This window comes from Acinetobacter sp. WU_MDCI_Abxc222 (assembly GCF_025514755.1).
In the GTDB taxonomy this organism is placed as follows: Bacteria; Pseudomonadota; Gammaproteobacteria; order Pseudomonadales; family Moraxellaceae; genus Acinetobacter; species Acinetobacter geminorum.
The window spans coordinates 336,186-352,235 of record NZ_JAHPVG010000003.1; the positions used below are offsets into that span (position 1 = coordinate 336,186).

Consider the following 16,050-nt stretch of genomic DNA (forward strand, 5'->3'; position numbering starts at 1 on the left):
ACCATATTCTAATCCGATCTTCGTTGGATTGCCTTCATAATTACATCTAAATCAAATCCTCTATACTGTAAAAATCTCATCTGTTTTGCTTTAAGTTTAGGATCTTTTTCCACTTCTTCACCAAATTTTTTAACTTTAAGCTGATAAGCCTGTTCTACCCAATCAATGTTATGAATTTCATCTGCAATTAAATCATTTTCGATTTGTTTTGTTTTTAAAGCCTGTTTAATACGTTTTGGGCCTTTACCTTTGCGAATTTGGCTAGCCAATGTTAGTTCTGCAACGCGTTGGTCACTTTGGTAGTTTTGCTCAGATAACTCTTCAACAAGTTGCTTAACCTCTTCAGGGTTTTGTGCATAACGATTCAATTTCTCGACAAGTTCTGCTTTCGAATAGTCTCGACGAGTCAATAGCGCGAAAGCATAGGAGCGCAAACGCTGACCTGTAAGCAATGCACGTTGTTGAGACTGTTCTTCTGATCTTTTGAACATATTAAGGTTTCCTTATAAAAAACGCCCCGAAGGGCGTTTTTAAGACTAATAAGCGATAATGATTAAGATTCTAATAGAAGATCTTCTTCTTCCTCTTCGACCTGTACAGCGCCATTAGTGCCTGTAGTTAATAGTTGTTCACGGATAACCTTTTCGATTTCTCCAGCCATTTGAGGATTTTCTTCAAAGTGGCGGATAACGTTGTTTTTACCTTGACCAATTTTATTGCCTTGATACGAATACCAAGCACCTGCTTTTTGCACGATATCTTGTTGTACAGCTAAATCTACAAGTTCGCCAAGCTGGTTTGTACCTTTACCGTATAGGATTTGGAAAATAGCTTCTTTGAAAGGAGGAGCCATCTTATTTTTAACAACTTTAACTCGAGTTTCAGAGCCGATGATTTCATCACCTTCTTTGACTTGACCAATACGGCGAATATCTAAACGTACAGAAGCATAGAACTTCAATGCGTTACCACCAGTCGTAGTCTCAGGGCTACCAAACATTACACCAATTTTCATACGAATCTGGTTAATGAAAATAACCATACAGTTTGAGCGTTTAGCATTACCCGTAATTTTACGTAGCGCCTGACTCATTAAACGAGCTTGTAAGCCCATGTGAGAGTCGCCCATTTCGCCTTCAATTTCTGCTTTAGGAGTAAGTGCAGCAACTGAGTCGACAACGATTAAATCAATTGCGCCAGAGCGAACTAGCATATCTGCAATTTCAAGAGCTTGTTCACCGTTGTCAGGCTGTGATACAAGTAGATTATCAATGTCCACACCGAGTTTACGTGCATATTGTGGATCTAATGCATGCTCTGCATCGATAAATGCACAAGTACCACCAGCTTTTTGACATTGCGCAATTGCTTGGAGAGTCATTGTGGTTTTACCAGAAGATTCTGGACCATAAATCTCAACGATACGACCTTTTGGTAAACCGCCAATCCCCAATGCAATATCTAAAGTCAAAGAACCTGTAGATACAGCTTCAACTGCTTGAACAGTGTTGTCACCGAGACGCATCACCGTATTTTTGCCAAATTGTTTCTCAATTTGACTTAGCGCGGCTTGTAATGCTTTGCTTTTATTCTCATCCATCTCAAAAACCTCAATACTCTAAGTTCATCACGTTTAACCCAAGTGGATGCATTGAATCTCAACTTGTTTCACAGGGCTAATAGTGACAGATTTTTTCTATAGCTTCTATGTGTTGTCTGTGTGTGTGCGACACAACTCGACGTTTTTATTCATCACCATACGACCAGTGTTGATCATTGTCCTGTTTAAACCGATTAATCTGTCTACGATCCTTTTTACTCGGTCTATGATCAGGTCGAGCAAGATTATGCAATTTTCGTTGGGATGCAATCAACTCCCGTCTAGCAATACTTACTTCTGTTTCTTCATAAAGTTGCTGGGCAATTGGCGCTGGACCACGTGTATTCGAAAGCGCTTTTACGACAACGGTTTTTTTATCAAAACCTTGTTGAATAATAAGTTCCATTCCGACACGAATTTCTTTTGAAACTTTTACACGCTCATTATTGTGATGTACTTTACCTCCTTCGATCGCTGCTTTAGCAATTGAACGAGTTTTAAAAAAACGAGCAGCCCATAACCATTTGTCGACACGCATGGTCTCTACAGCATCGTTTTCAAGCAATTTTGACATCATTATCCTTTCTATCAATTTGATTCAATATAGACAGCAATTCTGTAAGTCGATCTAGTGCTTTATATTCTAAATCTTCATGCTTTCTTGCATTCTTTAGACTTGAGGGCTGCAAGATAGTAAACAAGTGTTTGATACCAAATTTTTCAGCTGTTTTTAGTACAGGACCTGTATCGTCAATAAAAATGGTTGCGTCTGGGTCGAAAGGGTGTAATTTTTGGAGATCTTGCCAAAAATGAATATCTTCTTTTGCATAACCAATTTGTTCACTCGATACGATTATGTCAAAGAAGTGTTCAATTGCAACATTATCGAGCTTTAACCGTAAGCTTGCACGATCGGCATTTGTAACTAACCAACAACTATATCCTTGTTCTTTCAGTTCCTGCAGAAGCTCAATACAACCAGACCGAGCTTGAATTTTTGTCTGAAATTCTTTCTGTAATTTGAGTACATCAACGCCTACAGTTTTGGTCCAATAAGCTGATGAATACCAAACAAGCGTATGTCTATGTGATTGATAAAACTGATATAGTGTTTTTTGGCTATGGTCGAGTGGAAGTTGATGTATCTCTGCATGTCGCTTAGGAAGACATTCATTCCAAATGAAATCATCAAAAGCGAGATCTAATAGCGTACCATCCATGTCAAACATTACGATTTTAGACATATCTAAATATCTCCAAAATCATTTAAAGCAAATTTTTTAAGACGCATCTATCATATATCCTTTTTAAAATCATTAATTACAGAAACTTCGAGATATAAAATTAATTTAAAACTCCACCCATTAATTCTTTCAAAAGGTGTTTTGATTAATGTGATGGGTAGGGAGGATAAATGATTTGAAAATTATAGCGTGTAATTTTGCAAACAAAAAACAATAATAAATGCTTTTTAATAGAAAACTTTTCCTGTGTTTAAAGTAAAAATAGGCAGCCAAAGTTTTGCAATTAAGAAATCTTAAAAGTCATCTATATTTATGGTTAATTTTGCTTACATAGGATACGTATTGACATACATTTTATAAATTGAAGGATACTTGTTTAAAGTTATATTTAAAATTAACCCTAATAAGAATTTAGAGAAAGCAATGAAAATTGGATTTATTGGCGGAGTCAATGACGGTATTGTAATCAATGCTGCTGATGGCCTTGATACTTATAAACTTGAATGGCATTACAAAGCAGAAAAGCACTGTGAAGCACAGCCAACATTAGGTCTTAATGGGCCTGAGTATGATTACTACAACCTATTAATACTAAGAAAAAATAAAGAGGCTAAACTCTTTTATGTACTCACTACCATGGGAAAAGATGATATCGCGAGTAAAATCCATGAGTATTGGGAGGGCTCTACATCTGTTGGCTATGATTTCGATGATTAAGAAAATATTTATTAATAATTTAAAATTTTGACTTTAATCAAAAATTAAATGAAGAGCTCGTAATTTCATATAACACATGTGCTTTTAATTGGTGATGGAGAGGAACCTTGGGATGATCAAAGTTTTTAACTTTATGCATTCCAAGTCTTTCCATGACAGCTTGAGAGGGTGTATTTGTGTTAGCGGTAAATGAAACGATCTTATCTAAATTCAGTACATTAAAACCATAGTCTAAAGCTGCTTTTGCTCCTTCAGTTGCATAACCTTGTTTCCAGAATTCTTTTGCAAGTCGCCACCCAATTTCCACGCATGGAGAGAAGTCAAATTGTTCAGGTTGGCTATGTAAGCCAATAAATCCGATAAATTGATGGGTTTCTTTTAATTCTACTGCCCAGAAGCCCCAACCATTTTCATTAATGAGAGATGAAATTTTTTGGATTAAATTATGGCTTTCTTGGGGTGTTAATAGATTTGGGAAAAATTGCATAACATCTTGATCTAAGCCCATTGTTATAAAAGGCTCAACATCACTTTCTTTCCACTGTCTTAAAATTAAACGCTTTGTTTCGATCATGAGATGTCTCTTTAATTAAAAATAAGGGATCAAAGTGGTTTTTGCACAATCTTTTGTAAAATGATTTTGGAATTGATGCTTACTACACCTTTTATTTTATTTAAGGTATTAATGACAAAATGAGAAAAAGAACTCAAATCTTTGGTCGCAACGTGTAAAACATAATTAGATTCACCAGTAATAATATATGCATTAATGACTTCATCAAAATTTTTGATCTGGCTTAAAAAGAAGTTGTGATCATTTTCTGTGAGTTGGGCAAGCTTTATTTCGACAATTGCCTCAATTTTTATACCTAGTTTTTCATAGTTAACTTTCGCTTGATATTTTTCAATTACACCATTGCTTTCTAAAATTTTAACTCGCCGATGACAAGCTGAAGCCGAAAGGTTAACGAGATCGGCCAGTTCTTGGTTACTTAACCTCGCATTATCTTGTAAATACTTCAAAATTTTAAGATCGATTGCATCTACATTCATTTTCGAATTTCATCCATGTTTTTTAATTTTAATTCGAATTTTATACGAAAATAGCAAATTTTAATCAAATATTATCGAATAAATCGAAAGAATTGGCATGATAAAATTCAACTACAAAGGAAATGTTGAAAATAGGTGAAAGAACAAATGATTACTCACGAACAATGCCTCTATTGGGATCAGGAAGATGAACTCAAAAAGTTTAAAGATGAATTTGCACTACCAGAAAATGTCATTTATTTAGATGGTAATTCTTTGGGTGCAAGACCAAAAAAATCATTAGAGGTTGCTCAGCATATTATTGCCAAAGAGTGGGGTGAGGACCTTATTAATAGTTGGAATAAAGCAGATTGGTGGGGCTTACCGACTAGACTCGGAGATAAAGTCGCGCAGCTTATCGGTGCTGAAAAAGGGGAAGTCGTTATTTCAGATTCCACAACATTAAATTTATTCAAAGTTTTATCAGCAGCGGTAAAAATTCAAGCTGAAAAATTTCCAAACCGTAAAATTATTGTTGCAGAAAAAGATGCTTTCCCAACCGATATTTATATTATTGAAGGCTTTATCGATTTGATTCATCAGGGTTATCAAGTTGAGTTAATTGATGGTGCAGATGATTTATCTCGTGTTTTAGAAAAAGATGTAGCGGTAGTTGTTCTTTCTCATGTGAATTATCGGACTGGATATTTCTATGATATGGAATCTATTAATCAACAAATTCACGCTAAAGATGCTTTGATTATTTGGGATTTATGTCACTCAGTTGGTGCGGTGTCTATGGATCTTAATCAGAGCAATAGTGATTTTGCGATTGGTTGTACTTATAAATATTTAAATGGTGGCCCAGGTTCTCCAGCGTTGTTATGGGTAAATCGAAAGCATCGTGATCAGTTCTGGCAACCTCTCTCAGGCTGGTGGAGCCACAAAAAACCATTTGATATGGCCCAGCACTATGAACCAGCTAACAGTATTCGCCGTTACTTGTGCGGAACTCAACCCATCATTTCTATGAGCCTAATTGAATGTGGTGTCGATATTTTCTTACAAGCTGATATGCAACAAATACGCGAGAAATCACTCAAATTAACTGATTTGTTTATTCAACTTGTTCAACAAGAGTGTGCCCAGTTTGGTTTTGAACTGATTACACCTTTAAATCATAAATATCGTGGTAGCCATGTCAGTTATAGACATGAGTTCGGTTATGAAATTATTCAAGCACTGATTGCTCGTGGTGTGATTGGGGATTATCGAGAGCCGGAAGTATTACGTTTTGGAATTACACCTTTATATTTAGGATTTGAAGATATTTGGAATGCCGTACAACAACTTAAGCAAATCATGCTGAATAGTGAATGGAAAAATGAGCGTTATCTGGTGCGTAGTGAAGTGACCTGATTGTTAAAGATCAACATCAGAAAAATGGCTAGGAGGGCCTATGAGCAGTTTTGATGAAATACAAAATCGAGAAGCGGGTTTACATAAAAAATTATCCGCAAAACAGATGGGAATGATTGCAATTGGTGGAGCGATTGGTACAGGGCTGTTCATGGGAAGTAAGTTCGCAATTAGCTTTGCTGGCCCAGCTGTCATTGTGAGTTATGCCATTGGTGGTTTAATCGCATTTGCTATTATGGCTTGTTTGGCTGAGATGACGGTTCAGCATCCTACATCAGGCTCATTTGGAGCATATGCTGAGCATTATGTAAGTCCTCTTGCGGGTTTTTTAGTCCGTTATTGTTATTGGGCGTGTATTGTATTAGCGGTCGGTACAGAAATTACAGCAGTTGCTGACTATATGAAATTATGGTTTCCACATGTAGGTTCTTGGGTCTGGATTGCTTTTTTCTCGCTGACTTTGCTTGTGGTTAATGCATATAGCGTTAAAGCTTTTGGATTGGTTGAATATTGGTTTTCGACAATAAAAGTCTTTGCAATTATTGTATTTATTCTTTTAGCAATTGGTATTTTGACTCAAAGTCATGGAGGAACAGAACAGGTTCTCTCTAATTTAACCGAGCATGGTGGCTTTTTTCCTCATGGTTTTAGTGGGGTCTGGATCGGAGTAATTATTTCAATATTTAGTTATTTAAGTATTGAAATGATCGCTGTTGCGGCTGGTGAGGCTAAAGATCCGGAAAGAGCCGTTAAGAAAGCTTTTAAAAGTACTGCAATTCGTTTAATCCTATTTTATTTACTGTCTTTATTTCTTATTGTGGCACTTGTTCCTTGGGCAACTTTAATTGGAGCCGAAGCGACCAGTCCTTTTGTGATGGTGATGAAAATTGTAGGGATTCCATATGCGGACAGTATTTTAAATTTTATTGTAATTGTCGCGGCCTTATCAGCGATGAATAGTATGCTGTATATCTCAACACGGATGCTATTTAGCTTGTCACGAGCAGGAGATGCGCCAAAACTATTTGGTCGTATTAGTCATAATGGCGTACCAATTAACGCGTTGCTATTGTCAGCGGTCGGTATTGGTATTGCGAGTATTGTTTATACCATTAATCCGAACTCGGCATTCCCGATCATGATTGCTTTATCTATGTTCGGTGCACTGTTCACGTGGGGCAGTATTTTTGTTACCCATATGTTTTTTAGAAGGAATATGGCACAACAAGGCAAACAGTTAAAGTTTAAGGTTCCAGCGAGTCAGTTAATCTCGTTGTTAGGATTAATCGCAATTTTAAGTATTACGATCACAACGTGGTTTACCAATGAATTCAAGTCAACTTTACAGTTTGGAGTCCCATTAGTTGTTGTTCTTACATTTTTCTATTATTTAAAACGTTCATCAGCCAAGCTTGCTTTAAATAGTCATGAAGAATCTTTGAAGTGAGACACCTATGCGACCATATGATAATTCTAGAACCGTAGTGAATGAACATGAAATATTGGCAGAATTTAAAAGAACAAGCTTGTTGAGCTATCAAAAATTTACTCATATTGCAGATATCCAATATGGTAAGCACTCACGGTCAACTTTAGATTTATTTCCATTAGAGCAAGCCAAAAAGACTGTTATTTTTATTCATGGTGGCTACTGGCAATGGTGTGATAAATCAGATTTTGCATTGATTGTACCGTATGTTCTAGCGAAAGGCGCCCAGTGTGTTCTTTTAGAATATGATTTGGCACCACAAAGTAAAATTTCAGATATTGCTTCTCAAGTTAATCAAGCTCTCGATTTTATTCGAGAACAAGGCTGGAAAACTGATGAGGTGGTTTTAGTTGGGCATTCGGCAGGAGCACATCTGGCTGCTTTGTCATTAGATCATCCACTGATATCTGAGATAGTTTTGTTAAGTGGAATTTATGATCTAGAGCCTATACAAAGTACCCATTTAAATCATGCTCTCACGCTTTCAAGCGAAGATATCTTGAAATACAGCCCTGTTTATCAGTCAAAACGAATTACTATTCCATGTTCAATTTTATGTGGTGAACTTGAGCTAGACGAGTTGAAATGGCAAAGCCAAAATTATTTTGAAAATAAAAGAGAGCAAGAGCAGGATTTTGTTTCTTTTAAGTTTATTTCTGGAATTAACCATTATTCTATTTTAGAGTATTACTTTAACTCGATATTAATTTAAGTGTTTGAAATAGAATGTAATTGAGTAAATAAAAAACAGATTAAACTTATTAGAAGATAAAATGTGAGATCAATCACAACTCAACCTGATTTTTATAAAAATTAAGTGTTCTTATTGACCTGACTATAGAACTTAATTAGATTAAAAAGATAGTGCTTTCTCACTAAGCGGCAAAATGTTTAGCTGTTGTTTAGTTGAGTTTCAAGTCCGTAGCTTCCCAAGATACGGACTTTTTTATTTGATTTTTAAAAACAATAATATAAAGCGAATTTTGTTCTTGGATAAGGCGGTAATATCTATTTAATTATTCAAATGAATTAATCACATAGCCCTCTGCTAAATAAAAAAATAGTATTTACTTTTCATTATTTAACTGGAATTATCATTTAATAAATCGATTAATTGAAATGCAAGCTGATTAATCTTCATGAATTTGTAATAAAGATTCGATAAATTAAAAACAGAAAAATAAAACAGAGAATGCTATAACGGATAATTAAATAATATATAGAATTTTTAAATATTTTATTTGGTTAGTCGGCTTTCATGAGTTGGCTTTTTTATTGATAAAGGAGTCTTGATGAAAGTACAGTATTTCGAAGGCGGCATGTATAAACATATGTGTCCTGCTTGCGGATATCTTCATTATATACCTATACATTATCCCTTCTCTAATGGCAATCAGTGGTTTTTTAATGGGGATTTTGAAAAACCTACATTTGATCCAATCATAAGAATAAATGAATATTGTAATTACTTTATCAAAAATGGCTTCATTGAGTATAATATTGATTGTAGACATTATTTGGCAGGATACAAGGTTGAGTTGCCAGACCTAAAATTATAATAATTTTATTATTTATTTTATTTGAAGTATAATTATTTTAGAATTTATCAAATTATTAAACAAAAGAGATTTCTGAAATATATATTTACGTATTTAATACTGAACATGTATAGTTAAAGAAATTGTAAATTTATTCTAGTTGAAGCTAGTATTGAAATTTGCAAGAATTTTTATAACTAACTGTTTGTATTATTATTTATGGATATCTGGAAATTTTTAAAAAGCTTTAATACGACTGGCACATATCTCTTTATTTCTACAATTATATTGTGTTTAATGATTATATATTTTTACATTATACATCCTTCTTAATCTAAATTATAAATAGAGATAAAATAATTATTTGTTTTTTAACTCTGTAATTTGTATGAAGTAGTTCTCATTTTTGATTAAAAAAGATAAGAACATTGTGTAGAACCAAGTTTTATGAAAATATGACTTGGTTATAATACATGGAGAATATAATAAGAATTATTTTTAAAATACCTTAGTCCCAAAATATAAAGACTGTACTGATCATAACAACGATGTCTGAAGTAAAAGATATGGAGATTTTTTATGAAATTTTGCCAAGTTTCGAGTTTTCTTTTAACAATAGCTGTTAGTCATTTCATTTATGCTGCACCAGCTACAACAAATTCTGTATTAAGTTCTTCTCAAGCAAAAGGAATTATTAAAAACCAATATATTGTTATTCTTAATAAAGATGTTGGTCCTTCTAACGAGTTTGCACAAGGTATTGCTAAACAGCATGGTGGGAAGATATTACAGACCTACGATACTGTACTTAAGGGATTTGCAATTTATTTACCCGATGTTGCAGGCACTGCTTTTGTTGAGGCAATGAAAAAAAATCCCAAAGTCGTTTCTGTAGAAAATGACACAGTCATGAAAATTGATGCGACTACGCAAAGCAATCCCGATTGGGGTTTAGATCGTATTGACCAAAAAACCTTACCTTTAAATTCGGCTTATTCATACTTACAAACAGGCTCAGGTACAACAGCTTATATTGTTGATACAGGAATATTGTCTACACATCAACAGTTCTCCGGACGAGTATTAAGTGGCTATACCGCGATATCTGATGGAAATGGCACAAGCGACTGTAATGGTCATGGTACACATGTGGCAGGAACAGTTGGTGGTAGTACTTATGGTGTCGCTAAGAATGTAAGTTTGGTACCTATTCGGATTTTAGGGTGTGATGGATCTGGTGCTTCAAGTAACGTAATTGCAGGCTTAGATTGGATATTGAAAAATGGTAAAAAACCAGCTGTAGTGAATATGTCTTTAGGCGGTGGGACGAGTACATCATTAGATAGTGCGGTTGAAAATTTATTTAATAATGGTTATGTGATGGTTGCGGCTGCAGGAAACTCTAATACTGATGCTTGTAATAGTTCACCGGCAAGAGTAAGCAAAGCAATTACTGTCGCAGCTACAGACAGTACAGATACTCGTGCTAGTTATTCTAATTATGGAAGCTGTGTTGATATTTTCGCACCCGGAAGCCAGATTAACTCCGCATGGATTGGGAGTAATACCACAACTAAAGTTTTAAATGGAACTTCAATGGCTACTCCACATGTGGCTGGTGTGGTAGCTGAAATGTTGCAAAGTACGCCCACTGCAACACCTCAGACAATCTCGACCAATCTTTTAAATCAAGCAAGTAGTAATGTTGTAAAAAATCCTTCTGGTAGCCCAAATCGGTTGCTATATAAATCTCCTCAGTAAAAGCAGTTATTTAAATTAGAAAAGGTCCCGAAGGACCTTTTTTAGATTTTTGCATGAGTACCGTATTTATCAATCATGATCATGATTGAGCTGGCTTCATTTAAACCGCGAACCGTTACCTTAATACCGTTTTTTTGAAATTTATTCACTACTGAATCTAGCATGAAACTGAAATCACATCCCAAATATCAGTATAAGTAAGATTAATATGGACTTTATTTATATTTTTTATGGAAAATGCAATTATTTTTAGGAATTGAGAGAGGTAATTGTAAGTTTTTCCTTTAAGTTGCTTATCTTAATGAGATTCTCTGAGAGAGTTCATCTATTTTAATAGCTACTTTTATGCAACAGAGCCTTTCATAAATTTGGATTTTAATAGTTCTGCTATTCATCATAATACAAATCATATAGAGAACTTGTATAAACCAATCCGTAAAGGTTTAAAAATTCTCGGAAAATTTTGACAATTTATAAGGTGGACTCATGAATAAACATTTACTGGCAAAAATTGCTTTATTAGGCGCCGCTCAGTTAGTTACTCTCAATTCAGCATTTGCTGATGTTCCTCTTACTCCATCTCAATTCGCCAAAGCGAAAACAGAAAACTTTGACAAGAAAGTTATTCTATCTAATTTAAATAAGCCACATGCTTTGTTATGGGGGCCTGATAATCAAATTTGGTTAACTGAGCGGGCAACAGGCAAGATTTTAAGAGTTAATCCTGAGTCGGGCAGTGTAAAGACAGTTTTTCAGGTGCCAGAGATTGTCAATGACGCTGATGGACAAAATGGTTTATTAGGCTTTGCTTTCCATCCGGATTTTAAAAATAATCCTTATATCTACATTTCAGGTACATTTAAAAATCTGAAATCTACAGATAAAGAGCTACCGAATCAAACTATTATTCGTCGATATACCTATAATAAGTCAACAGATACGCTTGAAAAGCCAGTAGATTTATTGGCAGGATTACCATCATCGAAAGACCATCAGTCTGGTCGTCTTGTCATTGGTCCAGATCAAAAGATTTATTATACGATTGGTGACCAAGGGCGTAACCAGCTTGCTTATTTGTTCTTGCCAAATCAAGCACAACACACGCCGACTCAACAAGAGCTGAATGGCAAGGACTATCACACCTACATGGGTAAAGTACTACGCTTAAATCTTGATGGAAGTATTCCAAAAGATAATCCAAGTTTTAATGGAGTGATTAGCCATATTTATACACTCGGGCATCGTAATCCGCAGGGCTTAGCATTCACTCCAAATGGTAAATTGTTGCAGTCTGAACAAGGTCCAAACTCTGACGATGAAATTAATCTCATTGTCAAAGGTGGCAACTATGGTTGGCCGAACGTAGCAGGTTATAAAGACGATAGTGGCTATGCTTATGCAAATTATTCAGCAGCAGCCAATAAGTCAATTAAGGATTTAGCTCAGAATGGAGTAAAAGTAGCCACAGGGGTTCCTGTGACGAAAGAATCTGAATGGACTGGTAAAAACTTTGTCCCACCATTAAAAACTTTATATACCGTTCAAGACACCTACAACTATAACGATCCAACTTGTGGAGAGATGAACTATATTTGTTGGCCAACAGTTGCGCCGTCATCTGCCTATGTCTATAAAGGCGGCAAAAAAGCAATTTCTGGTTGGGAAAATACATTATTGGTTCCATCTCTAAAACGCGGTGTTATTTTCCGTATTAAGCTAGATCCAACTTACAGTACCACTTATGATGATGCGGTGCCGATGTTTAAAAGCAATAACCGCTATCGTGATGTGATTGCGAGTCCAGACGGGAATGTTTTATACGTGTTGACGGATACAGCTGGGAATGTTCAAAAAGATGATGGCTCTGTAACAAATACCTTAGAGAATCCAGGATCTCTCATTAAATTTACATATAAGGCTAAGTAATACAGTCCATTAAAAAACCGATCTATAAAGATCGGTTTTTTTAGCTTCAGTAAAACTATTCTGTTACGACTAATACTGGTAAATGAATTTCTCCTAAAAGGGCTTGAGTGACACTTCCTAAGAAGAATTTTTTAAAGCCTTTTCGACCATGAGAACCAATGACTAACAAGTCTGCTTTTAACTCAGTAGCTGCTTTAATAATTTCTGTATGAATTGTTTGACCTTCAACAATTTTTGTATCAACAGAAATTCCATGTTTGCTAAATTGTTCTTTAGCCTCGTCTAGAATACTCTGAATAGATGCTTTAGCTTTATTAAAATAATCCTGTGCTAATTCTGTACTATCTATAAATTCTACAGAAATGAAAGGATCTATGGTCAGCGCATATACTAGAGTCACTTTACTACCAAAGGCTTTAGCAATTGCTGTTGCGTGATTAACAGCAATGAGTGAAGTAGGAGAGCCATCGACTGGAACCAAGATATGGTGATAACTCATATATTGCTCCTTATTGTCCTTTGACAATGTATGGTGTGGAAACACCGAATTATTATCTTTGTGCTTATATTATGAACAATTTTAAAAGTAATATTGTTTATTTTTAGTATGAATAAAAGCCAGAAAGTTTATTAAATGTTTTATCTTCAGGGATTGTAATGGCTTACCAAGTAAGGTTGATTCTGTTTAAGTATTGAAATGACTTGATTGGCATCTATAGCAGATTCAAATAAGAAGCCTTGACCAATGCTATATCCAAATTGACGAAGTAACTCTTCTTGTTCTGGAGTTTCAATTCCTTCTGCAATGAGTCCAAGTGATAAATTTGGAGCGAGTAAACCAATTGCCTGAACAATCGCGTAAATTGATGGGTCGTGTTGCATCTTTTGTATAAAACTACAATCTACTTTTAAACTGTCAATTGGGTAGTCGCGAATATGTGTTAATGATGAAAAACCAGTACCAAAGTCGTCGAGTGCAATACATACACCATGCTGCTTTAATTTATTAAGTGCACGGATTACATACTCTGAACCACGATCACCTAGCATGTGCTCGGTGACTTCAACTTCAATATAATGAGTCGGTATTTGAAATTGATTAATCTTTTTCAAAAGCCTTTCAGCATAGTTGTCTCTCAAGAATTCAACTGGAGCCGCATTTAATGAAACAGGGAGCGGCTTAATACCAAGATCTATCCATTTGGCTATGTCACGTAAAACTTGGTGTTGCATTGTTTCACCAATTTTACTCGCTAAATTATAATCTTTAAAAGCTTCAGCAATTTGTGCGGGATAACCTCTTTGCGCTGAGGTTGTATGCCAGCGCAATAAAGCTTCAAACCCCACTACACGATGGGTATTTAGGTCTACTTTAGGTTGATAGTATGGCTGGATTGTATGATGACGAATCAACTGGCGAGCTAAATTAAGCTGAGAAGCGACAGTTTCAGTCATTTGCATCATGCACGGATCATACATGCGGATACCACCACGACCACGCGCTTTTAAGTCATGCAATGCCATATCAGCACAACTAAGTAAACCTGACTGGTCTATAGCATCTTGGGGATAAATCGCACACCCAATGCTCATGCCACCATTTAATACATTTCCTAAATAAGTAATTGGCTGATTTAACTGTTGCAGTAAAATTGCTGCTAATTCACGAACATCATTTTCAGATTTGAGGTTATTGATAATAACTGCGAACTCATCGCCACCTAATCTGGCAACAAAGCATCTTTCATCATCCATACAATGACTAAAGCGTTTGGATAAAACTTTTAATAAATGATCACCTGCGCTATGACCCAAAGTATCATTAATATGTTTAAAATGATCGAGATCAATTAAAAGTAATCCCACACTTGTTTGAGTGTCTTTTGAATAGGCTAGGGTACGTTTAAGCTGAAATTTAAATGAGCGTCGATTACATAACCCCGTCAGTTCGTCTCTCTCACTCATATTCCTAAGTTGGTTTTCTGCCAAATGCTGTTGAGTAACATTACGTGAGACACAGAGTATTTGTCCGATTTCTCCATTTTCCCGATGAATAGGGGTAAGCATATTATCCCAATACTCAGGATCTTGATCTGGTAAGCAGCTCATTCCTGCAAATCTGGCAACTTTACCTTGAAGGGCTTTTTTTAAAGCGACCCGTCCGCGTTTACGAATGTGAGGTGGCAATAACTCAAGCCATTTCATTCCAAATTCTGTTTCATCAACAGGGACACCTAAAGCGAGGCATCCTGATTTATTCATATGTGAAACTGTGCCGTCTACATTAAGCACCTTAATGCAATCTACACTGATATCTAACATTTGATTTTGTATTTCAATGTTCTTCTGTAAGTTTTGTTGTTCTTGAATATCGTGATCAATATCTAAAAAGCTAACATACCATTCATTATTTTGAGATAGGCCGCGATACTTAGAAGCTTGGATGGAGAGTTTGCACCATCTATATTTATTTCCAACTTGTAAAAGTCGACATTTAAATTCTATTCTTTTTTGCAGGCGAATTGCTTCGAGCCATCTATTTTTGACTTCATCTAAATCGACAGGATATATAAAATCTAGCCATCGCTGAGGCAATGGAGAAAAGGTATCCAGCCAATATTCTGTACACTCTACATTGCAATATAATATCAAGCCATTTTCATCACTAACCCAGGTGGGTAGAGGAATTTGCTCAACAATAAAATGCTTTTGGGTGTTGTTCGACATTGAAGTCATAACATGCCTAGAAAGATTGCAAGTTGATTAATCTATTTATTAGTCGTTATTGTAATCTTTCTGTAGTAATCAAAACAGCGATAAATAAATTTTAAGTGTGCTTTTTTTGAACTAAAATTGGGAGATTAAAACCAATATATACTTAATATTTAATTTATGTTTTTGTTATTTATTGATTTTTATTCATCTTAAGTAAAAAAAATATTTATGCTTATTTTTGTAAAAAACTTATTAAAACAGAAACTTATAATTATATTTATGTATTTATTTTAACGAAACTAAATGTAATGATGAAAAGTAGTAAATTAAAAAATTAATAAATTTGATTTATCAAATTTTATTCACAATATATAAATAAAGGTATCCTAAACAGAGTTTAAATAAATACAATAAGCACTATTAAGTTTACAAAAGTAATATAAAATAATAGCTTATATTGTCGTAAAATTCTTTTTGTCAAAAAGGATATATATTTCCTTTTTGTGCATTTTATAGCCTACATTTTCCCCAAGATGTAGGTTTTTTTTATTCATAATTTTTAGTTTTTATAAACTAAATCTATATAAAATAAAAAAAAGCCAAAAGGCT

General features: G+C 34.9%; 15 protein-coding genes and 1 pseudogene. 7 read left to right on the forward strand and 9 right to left on the reverse strand.

Features of this window, described 5'->3' with window-relative positions; translation table 11 throughout:
• Positions 1–8: 8 nt before the first annotated feature.
• The 4 genes from KTJ10_RS07535 to KTJ10_RS07550 form a co-directional block, all read right to left on the reverse strand.
• Positions 9–491 (reverse strand): regulatory protein RecX, encoded by a 483-nt coding sequence (locus KTJ10_RS07535; protein WP_199977702.1) that lies wholly within the window; start codon positions 489–491, stop codon positions 9–11.
• Between the two features lie 62 nt (positions 492–553).
• Positions 554–1,600: a recombinase RecA gene (gene recA / locus KTJ10_RS07540; protein ID WP_016140739.1), complete on the reverse strand. Its 1,047-nt coding sequence runs from the start codon at positions 1,598–1,600 to the stop codon at positions 554–556.
• A gap of 145 nt (positions 1,601–1,745) precedes the next feature.
• Positions 1,746–2,174 carry an RNA-binding S4 domain-containing protein gene (locus KTJ10_RS07545; protein ID WP_199977888.1) on the reverse strand — a complete coding sequence of 143 codons (429 nt, stop codon included), beginning with the start codon at positions 2,172–2,174 and terminating at the stop codon, positions 1,746–1,748.
• Positions 2,158–2,844, reverse strand: a complete 687-nt coding sequence (locus KTJ10_RS07550) for an HAD-IA family hydrolase (RefSeq protein WP_262441718.1) — start codon at positions 2,842–2,844, stop codon at positions 2,158–2,160. The genes KTJ10_RS07545 and KTJ10_RS07550 overlap by 17 nt, the downstream gene beginning before the upstream one ends.
• 423 nt (positions 2,845–3,267) lie before the next feature.
• On the opposite strand from KTJ10_RS07550, the gene KTJ10_RS07555 reads away from it, so the two are divergent.
• Positions 3,268–3,561, forward strand: a complete 294-nt coding sequence (locus KTJ10_RS07555; RefSeq protein ID WP_262441719.1) for a hypothetical protein — start codon at positions 3,268–3,270, stop codon at positions 3,559–3,561.
• A 37-nt stretch (positions 3,562–3,598) separates the two neighbouring features.
• Here KTJ10_RS07555 and KTJ10_RS07560 read toward each other — a convergent pair whose 3' ends face one another.
• A complete protein-coding gene (locus KTJ10_RS07560; RefSeq protein WP_262441720.1) occupies positions 3,599–4,135 on the reverse strand; it encodes a GNAT family N-acetyltransferase in 537 nt (178 codons plus the stop codon).
• Positions 4,136–4,164: 29 nt separating this feature from the next.
• A complete protein-coding gene (gene gigD / locus KTJ10_RS07565) occupies positions 4,165–4,614 on the reverse strand; it encodes an Lrp/AsnC family transcriptional regulator GigD (RefSeq protein WP_004791887.1) in 450 nt (149 codons plus the stop codon).
• Between the two features lie 147 nt (positions 4,615–4,761).
• On the opposite strand from gigD, the gene kynU reads away from it, so the two are divergent.
• The 5 genes from kynU to KTJ10_RS07595 all read left to right on the forward strand — a co-directional run bounded on the left by kynU (position 4,762) and on the right by KTJ10_RS07595 (position 10,800).
• Entirely contained in the window at positions 4,762–6,012 is a 1,251-nt protein-coding gene (kynU, locus tag KTJ10_RS07570) for a kynureninase (RefSeq protein WP_262441721.1), read from the forward strand.
• A gap of 40 nt (positions 6,013–6,052) precedes the next feature.
• Positions 6,053–7,459, forward strand: coding sequence for an amino acid permease (locus KTJ10_RS07575; RefSeq protein WP_262441722.1), 1,407 nt, complete (start codon positions 6,053–6,055; stop codon positions 7,457–7,459).
• A gap of 7 nt (positions 7,460–7,466) precedes the next feature.
• Complete coding sequence (locus KTJ10_RS07580; protein ID WP_262441723.1) at positions 7,467–8,213, forward strand: alpha/beta hydrolase; 747 nt, start codon at positions 7,467–7,469, stop codon at positions 8,211–8,213.
• Between the two features lie 580 nt (positions 8,214–8,793).
• The gene (locus KTJ10_RS07585; RefSeq protein ID WP_262441724.1) at positions 8,794–9,060 is read left to right on the forward strand and encodes a DUF6527 family protein; all 267 of its coding nucleotides are present in this window, start codon (positions 8,794–8,796) and stop codon (positions 9,058–9,060) included.
• Between the two features lie 558 nt (positions 9,061–9,618).
• A complete protein-coding gene (locus KTJ10_RS07595; RefSeq protein WP_262441726.1) occupies positions 9,619–10,800 on the forward strand; it encodes a S8 family peptidase in 1,182 nt (393 codons plus the stop codon).
• A gap of 41 nt (positions 10,801–10,841) precedes the next feature.
• Here KTJ10_RS07595 and KTJ10_RS07600 read toward each other — a convergent pair.
• Positions 10,842–11,014: pseudogene (locus KTJ10_RS07600) on the reverse strand (sodium-independent anion transporter); the annotation flags it as partial.
• A gap of 272 nt (positions 11,015–11,286) precedes the next feature.
• Between KTJ10_RS07600 and KTJ10_RS07605 the strand changes: the two are divergent.
• Positions 11,287–12,726, forward strand: coding sequence for a glucose/sorbosone family PQQ-dependent dehydrogenase (locus KTJ10_RS07605; RefSeq protein WP_262441727.1), 1,440 nt, complete (start codon positions 11,287–11,289; stop codon positions 12,724–12,726).
• Positions 12,727–12,781: 55 nt separating this feature from the next.
• Here KTJ10_RS07605 and KTJ10_RS07610 read toward each other — a convergent pair whose 3' ends face one another.
• Positions 12,782–13,225, reverse strand: coding sequence for a universal stress protein (locus KTJ10_RS07610; protein WP_170248221.1), 444 nt, complete (start codon positions 13,223–13,225; stop codon positions 12,782–12,784).
• A 146-nt stretch (positions 13,226–13,371) separates the two neighbouring features.
• Positions 13,372–15,462, reverse strand: a complete 2,091-nt coding sequence (locus KTJ10_RS07615; protein ID WP_262441728.1) for an EAL domain-containing protein — start codon at positions 15,460–15,462, stop codon at positions 13,372–13,374.
• Between the last annotated feature and the right edge of the window lie 588 nt (positions 15,463–16,050).

Bases quoted from the DNA above. Each gene is read 5' to 3' on its own strand.
- KTJ10_RS07615 (WP_262441728.1), bottom strand. From the start codon at position 15,462: ATGACTTCAATGTCGAACAACACCCAAAAGCATTTTATTGTTGAGCAA.
- KTJ10_RS07560 (WP_262441720.1), bottom strand. From the start codon at position 4,135: ATGATCGAAACAAAGCGTTTAATTTTAAGACAGTGGAAAGAAAGTGAT.
- recA (WP_016140739.1), bottom strand. From the start codon at position 1,600: ATGGATGAGAATAAAAGCAAAGCATTACAAGCCGCGCTAAGTCAAATT.
- KTJ10_RS07545 (WP_199977888.1), bottom strand. From the start codon at position 2,174: ATGTCAAAATTGCTTGAAAACGATGCTGTAGAGACCATGCGTGTCGAC.
- KTJ10_RS07580 (WP_262441723.1), top strand. From the start codon at position 7,467: ATGCGACCATATGATAATTCTAGAACCGTAGTGAATGAACATGAAATA.
- KTJ10_RS07575 (WP_262441722.1), top strand. From the start codon at position 6,053: ATGAGCAGTTTTGATGAAATACAAAATCGAGAAGCGGGTTTACATAAA.
- gigD (WP_004791887.1), bottom strand. From the start codon at position 4,614: ATGAATGTAGATGCAATCGATCTTAAAATTTTGAAGTATTTACAAGAT.
- KTJ10_RS07610 (WP_170248221.1), bottom strand. From the start codon at position 13,225: ATGAGTTATCACCATATCTTGGTTCCAGTCGATGGCTCTCCTACTTCA.
- KTJ10_RS07555 (WP_262441719.1), top strand. From the start codon at position 3,268: ATGAAAATTGGATTTATTGGCGGAGTCAATGACGGTATTGTAATCAAT.
- kynU (WP_262441721.1), top strand. From the start codon at position 4,762: ATGATTACTCACGAACAATGCCTCTATTGGGATCAGGAAGATGAACTC.
- KTJ10_RS07605 (WP_262441727.1), top strand. From the start codon at position 11,287: ATGAATAAACATTTACTGGCAAAAATTGCTTTATTAGGCGCCGCTCAG.
- KTJ10_RS07585 (WP_262441724.1), top strand. From the start codon at position 8,794: ATGAAAGTACAGTATTTCGAAGGCGGCATGTATAAACATATGTGTCCT.
- KTJ10_RS07550 (WP_262441718.1), bottom strand. From the start codon at position 2,844: ATGTCTAAAATCGTAATGTTTGACATGGATGGTACGCTATTAGATCTC.
- KTJ10_RS07595 (WP_262441726.1), top strand. From the start codon at position 9,619: ATGAAATTTTGCCAAGTTTCGAGTTTTCTTTTAACAATAGCTGTTAGT.
- KTJ10_RS07535 (WP_199977702.1), bottom strand. From the start codon at position 491: ATGTTCAAAAGATCAGAAGAACAGTCTCAACAACGTGCATTGCTTACA.